Below are 14,535 nucleotides of genomic sequence, written 5' to 3' on the forward strand. Positions count from 1 at the left end.
TTAATGCATTCTCCGATATGCAAGGTATTGAAGTACCCGGAGATTGCATTATTAAAATTCATTTTCGGTACGCACACTCTGTGCTGTACCCGAAATTGAATTATTAATCATCAATTTTCAGCACCGCCATAAATGCTTCTTGCGGCACTTCAACGTTACCAACCTGCTTCATCCGCTTCTTACCTTCTTTTTGCTTCTCCAGCAGTTTCCGTTTTCGCGAGATGTCACCGCCGTAACACTTGGCAAGTACGTTCTTACGCATCGCTTTGACCGTTTCACGAGCAACCACCTTGGTTCCTACGGATGCCTGAATCGGTATCTCGAACATTTGCCGCGGGATCAATTCCCGCAGTTTCTCACATATGATGCGGCCGCGATTGTAGGCACGATCTCTGTGTACGATAAAGGACAAGGCATCGACCTGTTCGCCATTAAGCAGGATATCCATTTTGACCAGATTGGACTGGCGATAACCGGATAGCTCATAGTCAAAGGAAGCATAACCTTTCGTGCTTGATTTCAATTGATCAAAGAAGTCATACACGATCTCGGATAACGGGATCTCATAGGTAATCGTAACCCGTGTTGTATCCAAATATTCCATATTCACATATTCACCGCGTTTGTTCTGGCATAGTTCCATAACGGTACCTACATAATCATTCGGTACAATAATGGATGCTTTCACGTATGGTTCCTCTACATAATCGATCCGGCCTACTTCAGGATAATTGGACGGGTTATCAATCTGTATCATCTCACCACTTGTCAGTGTTACGTGGTAAATTACGCTCGGAGCCGTTGTGATCAATGGGATGTTGAATTCACGTTCAATCCGTTCCTGAATAACATCCATATGAAGCAGTCCCAGGAAACCACATCGGAATCCAAAACCGAGTGCACTGGATGTTTCCGGCTCAAAGCTAAGTGATGCGTCGTTCAATTGCAATTTCTCCAACGCTTCACGCAAATCAACATAATCCGATGTTTCGATCGGATAAAGACCACAGAAAACCATTGGATTAATTTTTCGGTAACCTGGCAAAGGTTCCGGTGTTGGATTTTTGGCGTCTGTTACCGTATCCCCGACTTGTGTATCGCCTACATGACGGATACCGGCAACGATAAATCCTACATCACCCACGTTTAGCTCGTCCACAATTGTCATGCGGGGCTTGAACGCGCCAACTTCAATAACTTCAAATGACTTGCCTGTTGCCATCATTTTAATTTTGGAGCCGGACTTGATCTTCCCGTCAACTACACGCACATATACAATTACCCCTTTGTAAGGGTCATAATGTGAGTCGAAAATCAGCGCTTTCAGTGGTTGATCAGGATCACCATTAGGTGCTGGCACACTTTGTACCACCTGCTCCAGAATCTCTTTGATTCCAATACCCGCTTTGGCCGAGGCCAAAACTGCATGGCTTGTATCCAAGCCAATGACATCTTCCACTTCCTGTTTAACCCGATCAGGATCAGCACTCGGAAGGTCTATTTTGTTGATCACCGGTAAAATTTCGAGATTATTATCCAATGCCAGATATACGTTAGCCAGTGTCTGCGCTTCAATTCCCTGAGCCGCATCCACTACCAACAGAGCACCTTCACATGCAGCAAGACTGCGTGATACTTCATACGTGAAGTCGACGTGCCCAGGCGTATCAATCAGGTTCAGAAGATACTCTTCACCGTCATCTGCTTTGTAATTCAGCGCAACCGCCTGTAGCTTGATCGTGATTCCACGTTCGCGTTCAAGATCCATATGATCCAGTACTTGCTGCTGCATTTCCCGTGATGTAAGCGCACCTGTGTACTCCAAGATCCGGTCCGCAAGTGTTGATTTGCCGTGATCTATATGTGCAATAATAGAGAAGTTACGAATTTTACGTTGTCTTGCTCGAATGTCAGTCATTTCTTACCCCCAGAAACAGCCTAGTGTCAATCGCTTCATTATAACAGTTGCTGCAAGGTGCATCAATCCCATGATGACTCAACTTACAAATAAAAGCACAATTTCTGCATCCAGAGGTTTAGTTTGCCTTTAACTCACTTGCTTCTATTCATCCACTCCACCAAAAAGAGAGACCACCCATTTGATGCTGTTGTTTGATAAGTTCTGCAGCAATCCAGCTGTCTTTTCTGCTAGAACATCCACGGGTGCTTTGTGCTGATCTGCCCCAAGTACCTGACTTGGGGTTTGAACAGGTACGACCGATTGTTTTTTATCCTTTGGTTGAGCAGGTTCAGGAGATGTAGGCTCGTTTCCTACCGGATTCGTTTCCGTTGTCGCAACTGCCGGAATACTTCTCACGGGTTGATGATATTGAGAACCACTGCCCGCCAGCTGCATGCCGAGCAGAACGCCTAGTAACATGAGCACACACACGGAAAGCATCTTTTTACCGAATCTGGACATCTCGCCGCCTCCCTTTTCATTAATGAAGCACCTGTTACTTTCTCTTTTTTTGCATGCTCACAATCCAAATCTAGCTTTTAAGCTCTTTTATATACTATCCGCCTTTGGAAACAGGCTTGGCACTTGCCTTATCTACGTTCTGTTCTTCCCAGTACACTTCCGCGATCATTTCGGCAAGAATTTTGGATGTTCTCTTTAGCTCAGATCCCGTATTATCGATTCCACCAATCTCAATCAAAATGCTGTTCGGCGACAGGGTCTGGTTGTATTCTCCATTATTTGCTCCACCGCCATCCTTCCCCCATACACCCCGAGACACTCCTGGGTATTTCGCTTCCAGTTTCTTATGAATTTTTGCTGCAAAGGCTTCATTTTTGCGCCAATTAGGATTTTCGTGTCCGATGATAAAATATACCTTGGCATAACTCTGGTCTCCAATGGTTGTTGTCGTTTTTTTATGTCGCTGAGAGTCGCGATGAATATCAATTAAATAGGTAAGCTCATCATTTTGTGCAAGCGCCGCTTTGACCGTCTGTCTTGAGTACTTATATGAATAGTTCCAGTTATAATCTTTCACCTTGGTTGGATAGTCCTCCTTCGCATGCTCCACACCAACGCCGAGTTTCTCCAAACTTTCAGATAAATAGCTGCCTACTTGAAAAACATTGCCTGTGGACTTCCCCGAAGAAGGATTGTCGCTATTAATGCCAAGTAACGGGTTATAACCTTCACGCGGATGGGAGTGATAGATGAATACGGACTTCTTGGTCGCGGCCGGACGCCCCTGATCTTGTCCACTTCCCTTGGCTGGTGGATCTTCATCTCCTGTCCCTTTCTCTGGATCATCTTCTCCGGAAATGTCAGTATCATCTTGACCAGGAGGAACATGTAGCCCGTTGCCCGGCTCACCATCGCCTGAAGAGGCTGTCTCCGTAAGACCTGGTCCTGGCTGGTAATCTTCAGGAGCTTCTGCCTTAGAGTTACCTGACCCAGGCCGGAGAAGAACAGGTTGATTGGCTCCCATACCTGGCATTTCACGTGCGATTAGACTTTTGGGGTCTTGAGGATTAACATTCGTGAGCAGTTGGAAAACAAAAGAAGTCAGATTTTCACCAGAAATAGCCGTGTTCTGTTCCTTCTGGGTGAGATGAGGCATCTCCATGCCTAACATGTCTACAAAGAAGCGACTAGAGACCGAGCCTGCAAATCCTTTCATTGAAGAAACAGGAGAATTGTTAAGTTTTTTCTCAGCCATACCTCCGAGCCCCAGTGCAACAAAGAAGAGGGCGGATATAATCATAAGCAACAACAGCGTACGGCCCATAGCCAGCACGTGCAGACATCTTTTTCTCCACTTGCCAATGTTCCATGCTAATATCTTGTTCATTTCCTCTGTCTCCTTCCCTAGCAGAACAACGCTTATACTTCAACTCTATGAGCGTGTGCGATTTGATAGAACAGGAAGTAGAAAGATAAATGGAACAAAAAAAGAAAGTCCGATAGATTCGAACTTTCCTCTTCGTTATATTTTCATTTTATTGTAGAAAATTCAGCATTGCCTTAATGTGTATAAGCTGCGACATTTCCTGGATGAACTGCCTCATGAAGTGCCGCATTAAGTCCCGTTGCGATGACATTGGCAATGCCTTCAATAAACTCATCAATTTCCTTAGGTGTAACGATCAGGTCGTGACCTAGCGGTTCTAGCACTTCTTTTACAAGACTCAGGCGGTCCTGTTCACCGATATCATCCAGCATCCCCATGATTTGATTCGTCTGATCTGTTTCTTGTCGAAAATGAGAACGCATCATCTCAATGACGTTGTTCACAATCGTAGAGGCATAACATACCGTCGGAACCCCAATAGCAATACAGGGAACACCCAGAATCTCCTTCGTTAATCCACGCCGCTTGTTACCGATGCCAGAGCCTGGGTGAATACCGATATCCGCAACCTGAATGGTTGTATTGACACGCTCCAGAGAGCGGGAAGCCAGTGCATCAATGGCAATGATGGCATCGGGCCGAGTTCGCTCAACAATGCCCTGCACGATATCACTTGACTCGATCCCCGTTGTTCCGAGCACACCCGGAGCTATGGCGCTGACCTGGCGATACCCAGGTGCAACCTGATCCGGAACCAATTCGAAGTAATGGCGGGTAACCATCAGATTTTGTACAACCAATGGCCCCAGAGAATCAGGAGTTACATGAAGGTTACCAAGGCCAACAATGAGCACCTTCGAATCTTTACTTATTCCAGCTTTGGTCATGAAATGCTCCATTTCCCGAGTAAACTCAGCAGCTACCCGCTCTCGTAACTGGGTATCGCCGTTGCGAAGGGAAGGAACTTCCAATGTGACATAATGACCTTTTACGCGTCCGATTGCATTTGCTGCTTCGTCATTCAACACATCAATCCGGGTGATGGTAATACCATCTTTGGTGTCCACGTCCTCACGTAATCCAGGAATGGTCTGTCTCTGATTACCTTGAGCCATTTCTTTGGAATCGATAGCCAAATCGGTACGTACCGTATATTTTTGTAAATCCAGCGTCATTTGCCCCTGCCTCCCTTATTCCATTTAAGCATATTGTGTGGGAAACAGGTCTGCTTTATGCAGCATACTGAAACACCGATGTAAAATCTGTTGCATTTTGCATGCTAGCGTGATAGAATATTTTAAGTTGTGAAACGTTTGTATTCATGCAAATGCCTTACAGGAGGTGAATGTAATGCCAAACATCAAATCCGCTGTTAAACGTGTAAAAACGAACGACAAGCGCCGCGCACTCAACGCTTCTCAGAAGTCTGCACTTCGCACAGCTGTTAAAGCTGCTGATGCTGCTCTGGTAAGTAACGAAGTTGAAACTGCTAAAGCTGCGATTCAAGCTGCTTCCAAAAAGCTGGACAAGGCTGTAACTAAAGGTCTGGTTCACAAAAATGCAGCTGCACGCAAAAAGTCTCGCTTGGCGAAAAAACTGAACGCTCTTTCCGCACAGGCGTAAGAAGCGTTACTTATACGAACCAACGGAAAAATCCTGAACAGCATAGGCTTTCAGGATTTTTTAGCATTTGTTCCGCTAAGTAAAAGAAAAACCAAGTAAAAAGCAACCTCATCTCTTCCAGCGTTCATGTTACTGAACATACGAAGAACATGAGGTTGCTTTTTTGCTGCTACGCACCCAGTCTTAATAAAAATAATTCCAAGCCTAGCACTTTGTCCACAGCTCCCGTTTTCATCTGATAATCGAGCTCACTTAAGTGACTGAGTATCTTTCGAAGACGAACAGCATCGAATTTTCTAGCTTGCTCCCCCGCAATTTTAACCGCGTATGGATGCAAACCCAGCTGACTGGCAATCTGCTGCTGAGAGTAGCTCTGCAGCCCAAGTTCTTTCACCTGAATCATAATGCGGAACTGACGTGCGATCAGCGCTGCAATCTTGATGGGCTCTTCCCGCTGCTTCAGAAGTTCATAGAACAGAGCTAGCGCTTTTTCAAGCCTGAGATTGGCCAGTTCCTCTACCAGGGCAAATACATTCTGCTCGGTACTGCGAGCCACAAGTGACTCAATATCCGCACGACGAATTGTTCCGCCTTTCCCTGCAAACAAACATAGTTTGTCCACTTCTGCGGACAACGCCTGAAGTCCCGTCCCTGCATAACTGATTAGCGTTTCTGCGGCTCCTGCTTCAAAGGAAACTTCTTGTTGTTTAGCAAGCTTGAGGATCCATTGAATGAGTTCTTCTCCACTTAGTGGTGCGAACGCCAGAACGACAGCCTGCTTTTTGGCTATCTTCACGAGCTTCTTCCTCTCGTCCAGCTTGTCCCCTTGTGCTAAAAAAACGATCGTGCTGTAATCAGCCGGATTATCCATATATGTGATCAAGCGATCAACTTGATGCTCAATTTTGGATTCTTTTCCCGCAGTAAATAAGCTCGTATCCCTTACAACAATCAATTTGCGTGGAACGAGGAAAGGAACCGTTTCTGCTTCTTCAACGACAGCTTCAATTGGCGTTTCAGAGAGATCATAGGGGATAATAGCAAAATCCCGATGCTCCTCTTCAATAACTTGTGCTTTTAACATCTCTGTGAATTGTTGTATCTGGTACTTCTCCGTTCCGTACAACACATAGATTGGCGCAGTGTCTCCGCTACGTATCGCCTTCGTTGCGCTTTTTACATCCATTCACCGTGCCCCCTTATCCCTCTTATCCTACCAGAAAAAACATAAGACAACAAAGGGGCCTTTATCCGTATATGGATAAAGCCCCCCGTTCTGCATCTATATAAACGCAGCACCAGCCATTCTAGAAATAGTTAGCGTGCGGTCATACGACGTCAGTTGTTGAAACCGCGATAGGACGTTCAGTAGTTACTTTCAATATATGCTTGTCACGACGAAAGGTTCTTGCGGATTCTTAAAGAACAAACCCAATTACAGGTTTATTTTGCTGAAGCTCCATTCGTTCCAGCATCTACTTTGAAGGAGTTCTTTGTAGTCGTACCATCTTTGTCCGTTTCATAGCTAAACTGCATGCTGTCTTTGGACCAGCTCGCCGACTTTACCGTTCCTTCTACATTGCGTTGCTCAATGAGAGTAAGAGCGTCTGGATCGCTCGCAGACTTTCCATAAATACTTAATTGATCACCCGTGAGCATAACAATATACGCTCCGTTTGGCGACTTCCACTCTTTTGCACTTGCTTGTGATGTGACCCCCTGTTCAGGAGCCGCAAATCCCTGATGATTGCCCGTAGCATCCGCATCCTGTCCTGTTCCTAAGTCGTTACTCTCATTCTCTTGAAACGGGTCAGTCTGATCAGGAATTATCATTTGGGGTGTAAATGTCTCATCTATACGCTCATTTGGATCAGGTGCTTTATCCTCTTTTGGCTCATTGGAACTAACACCATTTCCTTCATTTGCTTGATTTTTCTGTTCAGTTCCTGGGTTGGAATCCGTGCTCTTCTGGACATTGTTGGAGTCAGAAGGAGTGTCTCCCCCTTGTTTCCCCTTTTCAGGAGACGATTGACCTGTAGTGGACGGCTCAGCAGGTGCTTGATTGTCTGGTTTGTCCGGTTGTTGTGTTTCTGCACTGTTACTCTCCTCGGGTTGATCACCCTTGGATTGAGTTGAAGGTTCCATAACCGGATCGTTTGATGGATCAGGTGTACTTACATTTTCGTCTTTTTGAGGTGATGAATCTGGCTGATCGTTATTTACTTCCATACTCTGCCCCGGCTGTTCCACATCATTATTCTCTTGAGGTGCGGCGGATCTGATCATCATAGAATCAGCATTCTCTATTTGTTGTGGCTGATATCCCCAGATTGCGAAACCTAGAACAACTGCCGCAGCTGCTGCACCCATGGACATACGTCCCACCATTGAATTGAACCATTTCGCCTTCGCCTTCTGCTCACTCGAACTTGAATGCTGAAGATGCTCAAATGCCGCAGGGACAGGACTCATTTCTTGTATCGTGCTACTTTGTTCTTTACGTGCTTTATCGATCGCTTCCAGTTGAGGCATAATCGCATCAACCAGACTGAATCCAGGGCTTACTTGCGGTAAATCCTCCAGTTCCCTGGACAGAGCTCTGAGCATACTAAAATTTTCAGCGCACTCTGGACACTCGTCCATATGTTGCAGCAACTGCGTCGTTTCAGCTTCGCCCAGATCATGATCCAGATACCGGTGCATCCATTCCACCACCTCTTCACATTTCATCCTGTCACACCACCTTTCTGATACTCCTGTAGTAGATTTTGTAACTGTTGTCTGGCTCTAAATAAGTAAGACTTCACTGTATTTAGCGGAAGATCGAGACAATCCGCAATTTCGTTATAAGATAAATCCTGCAAATATCTTAGAACAATGACGGTCCGATGATGCTCTGGCAGCTTGTTGATCGCTTCTTGAATGTCTTTCGCTACATAAGTAGACATCACTTCGTATTCAACATCCTGTTTATCCTGAAAAACCATTTCATGCTCATCAATCGATACGGATGGCTTAGTTCTTCTGAATTTGTCAATGCAGATATTGGTTACGATGCGCTGCACCCAGGTTTTGAACTGGGCTTTTTCTTCATAAGAGTTAATCTTGGTGTAGATTCGGATCAACGCTTCCTGTGCAGCATCCAAAGCGTCCTGTTCATTATTTAGAATGTAATATGCGGTACGATAGACATGCTGTTCAATCTCCCGCAATAGGGTAATTAGAGCGTCGCGATCGCCCGATTGAGCGGCTCTGATGAGTTCCGGCTCTACCACAAAGGATCCCCCTCTCCCTGCAACCTTAATGACGTTAACATCGATAAAATTGTTGCAAAGTTAAGTATATTTTAATTTTTCATCACAAAATAACGGCTTATGTATATTGGCCGCTGAATCTTATCTAAGAATAACAGAAAATACAAACGGAGTCACCAAACGTCTGACACCACGTCATTCCAGTAGTTGCACGACTCAAAATAATTACATTGGCATACATTATGATTAAGTCCTTATGAAAGAATCTGGAAAAGCTGAAATTTATCAAAGATTCAAGTTTTTTTAATGTAATTTTCATGAAAATAATGTATTGTAAATTTACATTATAACACGAGGTGATGAGCATGCCAGCTCTAGCGAGAATTCAGCAACTAAAAGAACAAATGCCAAAGGAATATCAAAGCATCTCCCACTTTGTGGAACACGCACTGGACTCCATTGATACACTGGTTGAGGAACATCGAAAATATGTAGCTGCACAAGCATTATATGGCGAGAAAATTGTTGGATCAGAAGAACGCTTGTATAGAGAAACGGTACTAGATGTTCGAGCACAACTGCTGGCAACACTCGAAAAAACAGTCGAAGACATTTTGCATAAAGGCGACAAACATTGGAACAAACACTATAAGGACGGCGTGGAGTAATCCGATCTTCTCAAGATATTCATTAAACAGAACAGATATATTAAAGCACTTCCCGTTACAATTTTAAGAGTGTAACGGAAAAGGGCTTTTTGTTTTGTTTATCAACGTTTTACAAAGGAGTATGCGCTAGATCCAGGGAGATTAATACATCGCGATCACCTTGCCACCAAGGAAACCTAAAGCCCTGATTTCTGGAAAGCTTCCATATACCCAACTGCAGGAAATACAGTTTGTCCATTGATGGTTTGTACCTTGCCTTTCTGAACATCGATTTTGGCTCCCAGTGTTTTGAACCGAAATTGCAAAGTTAGGTAAACATTTCCGTTTAGTTGCACTGTCAATTTTTGTTAAGAGTTTACCTTAAGAGGGATACCAAATATTAAACTAACGTGAATAGAATGTTGCTTTCGCTTGAAACATTTCCCTGTAATAAGCGCTTTAATATGAATTAGAGTATTTGGGAAGGAGAAGAAATATGAATTTTTTTATTTATCTAGGGATCATTCTCATTTTTTGTTTCTGGACTTTGCATTGGAGCATGGACAACGGGTTACCAACAAAGAGGTAATTTTCATTCAGAATCTAAGGAAGACCGTGAAATAAAGAAGAAAGTTGCTAAATGGTCTACTTTAGCAGGTATTTGTTCGTTTGCAATTGCTGGATTGATCTATTTATTAATCTAACGGGCAAAATTGTTGAATCAAGTATTTCTTCCTTTTCCTTTTGAACATACAGCAGAAAAACTTTTGCTATCTTATTCAAATGAAACGAGATCTTCTGCTGATCATTATTATCTACTTCATTAATTTCTATATCCCTTCCCTATCCTCATCTTTCTGCATTAATTTGTACCGAGTCTCCAGCTTCCCATCTCTCACCCTGATCTGCACCTCTCCCATCTGATCTGTTCGATAAATCTGGGAGCCCGTCGCTTCCAAACGACTCATCACTCCTGGATTGGGATGACCGTAGGTATTATTAACACCAGCAGAGATCAATGCGGCTTTAGGATTCCAGTACTGAAGCCATGCTTCTGTGGAAGAAGTTTTACTACCATGATGAGCGACCTTAAGCACATCGATAGATATACGTGGTGTTTGTATAGGCGATACGGGTCCCGATGTTGACGAAACATTATTTTGATCTATTTCAGCCGATCTCCCCATCCATTCAAGCAACACACTTGTACCCGTCCCTTTTTTCCGAACCTTCATCTCAGCATCTTGATTTTCAAGTTGAAATGAAGAGGTTAACGAGCCGTCTTGAATGTCATACAGCACATCTTGCTCTGTTGCGGCTTCCATATCTCCGGTAAACAACATAGACACACCTGACATCTCTAGGACAAAAACAACAGACTCCCCATTCTGATTTTCTAGAACACGCACGCCTTCTGATGAATCAATCCCTTCATTTCGCTCTGGTGAGATAAAATATAATGCTGTCTCTTGATCAGGCCTGTAGATCATGCCCTGCTGGATTGCGAATGGTGATATTTGACGCTGCGCCACTGTAGCCAAGAGCTGGTCAAATTTCTCTTTTCCACTCGTCGTTCCATTAAAAATGAAGTGTTTCACTGGAATCTGCTCAATTACAGCCTGCAGCCCGCCGGCATGATCCTGATCGGCATGAGTAACGATGACAGCATCGAGCTGATGAATGCCTCTCTTTTTCAATAAAGGAACAACCAGCTTCGCTCCCACCTCATAGGGATCACGTCTCGTTTTCCACGAGTGTTCGCTGCCCCCAAAGTTAACTGTACCTCCGCCGTCTACAAGAATATGTTTGCCCTCGGGTGTAGTAATTAACGTGCTGTCACCTTGACCAATGTCCAGAAATTGCACAAGACCTTGCCCCGCAGCTCGTGGCGTTTGATACGCCCACCATAATCCGGTCACAAAACTAATCGCAAGCATCCCACATAACCATCGCTGCATTCTGCTCATACGCACTTCGCTGTAAAATCCTGCACCTCTGGCTGTAAATGCACTTGCATACTCCGGCCAGGCAATGCTGGCACCCAAGACAGTGAGTGAGCCTTGATTCGCTTCTACTTTTCGTGTATGCAGAGTTTGGTGTGATAAGGCAGTCGCTCGATCATGCATAACAAGTGGCGCCGTCTCTTCTTCTCCTGCATTTTTATACAGCGTTGTATTCACACCGCTTCGTTGATGAAGCAAATATAGCAGTACATACAAAACCACATAATAGGCTACAATCCACAGCAAGGAAGGTGTAGGCCATATCATCACAAAACCAGGCAAACTGTTCATCCATTCCACACTGAAGAAAGTTAGCTTATTCAGCTGAATTGCAATCCATGCAAGTGGCTTCGCAGCTGGGAACCACACGAATGATAACGCCATCGCAACCGTTCCTATAGGAAGTACAACCACACTAATTAAAGACACCAGTAGAAAGTTGGCAGCAAAAGAGAGCAGCGAGAACTGATTAAAGTACAGAATCGTCACCGGAAAAGAAATCAGCTGTGCCGTCACCGTCACCGAAGCTGTCGCAGCTAGCGACTTGGGCCACTTCTGAAATAACCTGTTGATTAACGGCATGTAAATCATCAGTCCTGCTGTCACCAGAAAAGACAGCTGAAAACTGACATTTAGTAAAAAATAAGGATTCCACCACATCATCAGTAAGGCTGCTGCGCTGATGATCTGCAAACCATCTCTGGCTAGTCCTCGCTTGGCCATATACAAACCAATCATGGACATCAGCCCTGCTCGAATCACCGAAGGGGAACCACCCGACAGTAACACATAAGCCGGAACCAGAACCAGTACAACAGTTAAGGCTGTCTCTCTCGTGAGTCTCAGCCACGACATGATCAATAACAATGATGCCACATACACCGCAACATGTGTTCCAGAGATCGCAAGGATATGTGTTAGTCCAAGTTGAGAAAATTGACCGTACGTACCTGGATCAATATCCTTCGCCATACCAATGATAAGTCCTTTCATGTAGCCGGCATGAGGCTCGGGAAACAATCGATCTACGGCAGAACCCAGCAGCTGTCTGGCAGAATCTGTCCAGCGCATCAGATTAATTCGTTCCCATCCTTCTGGGGGCACAGCAGTAACGGAACTGGCACCCTTTACCTTAAACATCCAGTGAATATACTGTGTTTTCAAATAACTGCGGTAGTCGAATCCTCCAAAATTCCTGGCTTCCCCAGGAAGAACCAAGGAACCTGACAGTGTCAGCTGGTCTCCCCTTTTCCAGGATACGGCTGTCTGCTGCTCTTGCTCTTCCATCAGTCGAACTTGCACCATGATTCGCTCATTCATTCTGGATGGGGGTTCTTTAGACGCCAACGCTAGCGAAGGTGAAGTGCCTGTGTTGTTACTGGTATCGCTGTTGGTGTTGGTGGCATTATTCTCGCTGGTCTCCTCTGTCGCTCCATGTACCATCAAAGATGAAATCTGTAACTCAAAACTAGCCCGATCTCCATCTACCCGTACATCCGAGACAAGCTCCCCTTCCATTCGGGCATTTACCCCATCAATTAGGTTAGTCGATAGATGTAAGTGCTCTGGCAGCTGGCTATAATTACGGGAATCATTCCATTCCCAGTGCAACGCTCCACCTACAAAAGCAATGATTAACAAAAGAGTAGACCACCCGCGTATATGGAGGAAACGCAGTAACAGCGGAAGGCATGCAGCCGCCCCCATCATTCCCCAAAATAGAGTCCAGCCTGTCAAAGCACATGCCATACTGCTACCGCACATCCACAAGGTCATAAAACGAACCAGCGGTCTGCCTTTCATCCCGTCTCTCCTCCTTCTACCTGCTCTAATTGTTCGGAAAATCACAAAAAACCCCCGGAAGCCTAGTCAGGCTTGCCGGAGGTTCTTCCCCGTAACTTACGATATTCTTTAACATACATGACACTCTATAAAATATCGCTTTCTATCGCTGGCGTTTCCCCCACCATATCTCTTTACCGATTGCTCTAGTTAGTTGCTTACAGTCATCATAGTTTCTCGTGGAGGCTGGTAATTCTCCAGTCTGCGGAACGAAATACCTTTCTGCTGCATCATATTTTTCACTTTGTTCGTATCTTTAGGGTACGAGCGATGAAATACAATCTCCGTAACCCCGCTATTCGCCAGCATGTTCGCACATGTCCAGCAAGGCTCATCGGTTACATATACAGAGGAACCTTCACGGTCAATCCGATCTGTGAATAAAAGCAGATTTTGCTCCGCATGAATCGTACGAATACAGCGCTGTTTTTTCACCATTTCCTCCTGACCATCCGTGGCCACAAGCTCATATTCTTCCGATATCATGCAACCTGCCTCGGAGCAATCCGGCACCCCCATCGGAGCACCGTTATAGGCGGTACCCAACAGTTTTTTCCCTTGAACCAGCACAGCCCCCACATGTCGGCGTGGACAGCGGGAACGTGTGGAAACCATATAGGCAATATCCATAAAATACGTATCCCAATCCTTGCGAAGCTCTACTGTACTCATGCAGTCTTCCCCTCCCGCTATGAACCATTTCTATCCTGTTGTGCTCACCGAATCTGTACATATGGAGCCATCTTCTCCAGCATCTTCATGCCAATCCCCTTCACCTTGGTCAGATCACTAACTTTGGCAAAAGGACCATGCGCATTGCGATAATCTACAATCGCCTGAGCTTTTTTCTCCCCAATCCCGGGAAGCTCTATGAGTTTGGAGATCGGTGCCGTATTCACATCGATCTTGCCAAGATCGTCCGTTTCCCCGTTAGTTTCACCAACCAATTTAGGTGCCTTGTCCGAAACAGATGAGCGATTCTCATCGATCTGAACCTGTGGCTGAGCAAGTGGATCATCTTGCTTAGCATCATCAGCTTCAGACTCCTTATCCTTCAAGCCTTCCGTTGCATTTGGAGTACTGAGTTGCCGCTCGGTTCCGTTATCACTTGGTGCACCAGTTGTCTTATCCCGAACCAAAGCAGCCGACTGTACAGCAGATGAGTTCTGCTCCCTTGTCGGCTGATCAGCGCCGAGCTGCATGGGTTCCCATCCACTAGGTGGCTGTTCACTTATGCCCGACCATAATATCAGTATACATCCAACCACTGCCGCAGCAATGGACATCGCCTTGTTCCATCTCATCTTCCGCACACTCCCTCATTCAAAATAGAAATCATTTCGAATACGGGCGGTGC

General features: G+C 45.1%; 12 protein-coding genes and 1 pseudogene. 3 read left to right on the forward strand and 10 right to left on the reverse strand.

All coding sequences use genetic code 11. The features are described 5' to 3' along the window. Positions 1-103: 103 nt before the first annotated feature. The 4 genes from lepA to gpr all read right to left on the reverse strand — a co-directional run bounded on the left by lepA (position 104) and on the right by gpr (position 4,984). A complete protein-coding gene (lepA, locus tag PQG66_RS11020; protein WP_272037714.1) occupies positions 104-1,918 on the reverse strand; it encodes a translation elongation factor 4 in 1,815 nt (604 codons plus the stop codon). 144 nt (positions 1,919-2,062) lie between these two features. Further along, entirely contained in the window at positions 2,063-2,422 is a 360-nt protein-coding gene (locus tag PQG66_RS11025; RefSeq protein WP_272037715.1) for a DUF3679 domain-containing protein, read from the reverse strand. A 94-nt stretch (positions 2,423-2,516) separates the two neighbouring features. Beyond that, positions 2,517-3,809: a stage II sporulation protein P gene (locus PQG66_RS11030; protein WP_272037716.1), complete on the reverse strand. Its 1,293-nt coding sequence runs from the start codon at positions 3,807-3,809 to the stop codon at positions 2,517-2,519. Between the two features lie 173 nt (positions 3,810-3,982). Further along, complete coding sequence (gene gpr, locus PQG66_RS11035; RefSeq protein ID WP_272037717.1) at positions 3,983-4,984, reverse strand: GPR endopeptidase; 1,002 nt, start codon at positions 4,982-4,984, stop codon at positions 3,983-3,985. A 175-nt stretch (positions 4,985-5,159) separates the two neighbouring features. Here gpr and rpsT point away from each other — a divergent pair, with 175 nt between their 5' ends. Next, positions 5,160-5,432, forward strand: a complete 273-nt coding sequence (rpsT, locus tag PQG66_RS11040; RefSeq protein ID WP_272037718.1) for a 30S ribosomal protein S20 — start codon at positions 5,160-5,162, stop codon at positions 5,430-5,432. A 169-nt stretch (positions 5,433-5,601) separates the two neighbouring features. Here the strand turns inward: rpsT and holA are convergent, their stop codons facing one another. From holA to PQG66_RS11055, 3 genes are all read right to left on the reverse strand, one after another. Beyond that, positions 5,602-6,618: a DNA polymerase III subunit delta gene (gene holA / locus PQG66_RS11045; RefSeq protein ID WP_272037719.1), complete on the reverse strand. Its 1,017-nt coding sequence runs from the start codon at positions 6,616-6,618 to the stop codon at positions 5,602-5,604. Between the two features lie 257 nt (positions 6,619-6,875). Beyond that, positions 6,876-8,162 carry a zf-HC2 domain-containing protein gene (locus PQG66_RS11050; RefSeq protein WP_272037720.1) on the reverse strand — a complete coding sequence of 429 codons (1,287 nt, stop codon included), beginning with the start codon at positions 8,160-8,162 and terminating at the stop codon, positions 6,876-6,878. Further along, the gene (locus PQG66_RS11055) at positions 8,159-8,707 is read right to left on the reverse strand and encodes an RNA polymerase sigma factor (protein ID WP_272037721.1); all 549 of its coding nucleotides are present in this window, start codon (positions 8,705-8,707) and stop codon (positions 8,159-8,161) included. Before PQG66_RS11055 ends, PQG66_RS11050 begins: the two co-directional genes overlap by 4 nt. 344 nt (positions 8,708-9,051) lie before the next feature. On the opposite strand from PQG66_RS11055, the gene PQG66_RS11060 reads away from it, so the two are divergent. Continuing rightward, positions 9,052-9,354: a hypothetical protein gene (locus PQG66_RS11060; protein WP_272037722.1), complete on the forward strand. Its 303-nt coding sequence runs from the start codon at positions 9,052-9,054 to the stop codon at positions 9,352-9,354. Positions 9,355-9,869: 515 nt separating this feature from the next. Further along, a pseudogene (locus PQG66_RS11065) lies at positions 9,870-10,037 on the forward strand (DUF5316 family protein); the annotation flags it as partial. A gap of 126 nt (positions 10,038-10,163) precedes the next feature. Here PQG66_RS11065 and PQG66_RS11070 read toward each other — a convergent pair. The 3 genes from PQG66_RS11070 to PQG66_RS11080 form a co-directional block, all read right to left on the reverse strand. After that, positions 10,164-13,139 (reverse strand): ComEC/Rec2 family competence protein, encoded by a 2,976-nt coding sequence (locus tag PQG66_RS11070; RefSeq protein WP_272037723.1) that lies wholly within the window; start codon positions 13,137-13,139, stop codon positions 10,164-10,166. 189 nt (positions 13,140-13,328) lie between these two features. Then, positions 13,329-13,850, reverse strand: coding sequence for a deoxycytidylate deaminase (locus PQG66_RS11075; RefSeq protein WP_272037724.1), 522 nt, complete (start codon positions 13,848-13,850; stop codon positions 13,329-13,331). A gap of 44 nt (positions 13,851-13,894) precedes the next feature. Further along, positions 13,895-14,482 (reverse strand): ComEA family DNA-binding protein, encoded by a 588-nt coding sequence (locus tag PQG66_RS11080; protein ID WP_272037725.1) that lies wholly within the window; start codon positions 14,480-14,482, stop codon positions 13,895-13,897. Positions 14,483-14,535 lie beyond the last annotated feature (53 nt).

Source organism: Paenibacillus sp. JJ-100, from assembly GCF_948329825.1.
GTDB lineage: Bacteria > Bacillota > Bacilli > Paenibacillales > Paenibacillaceae > Paenibacillus.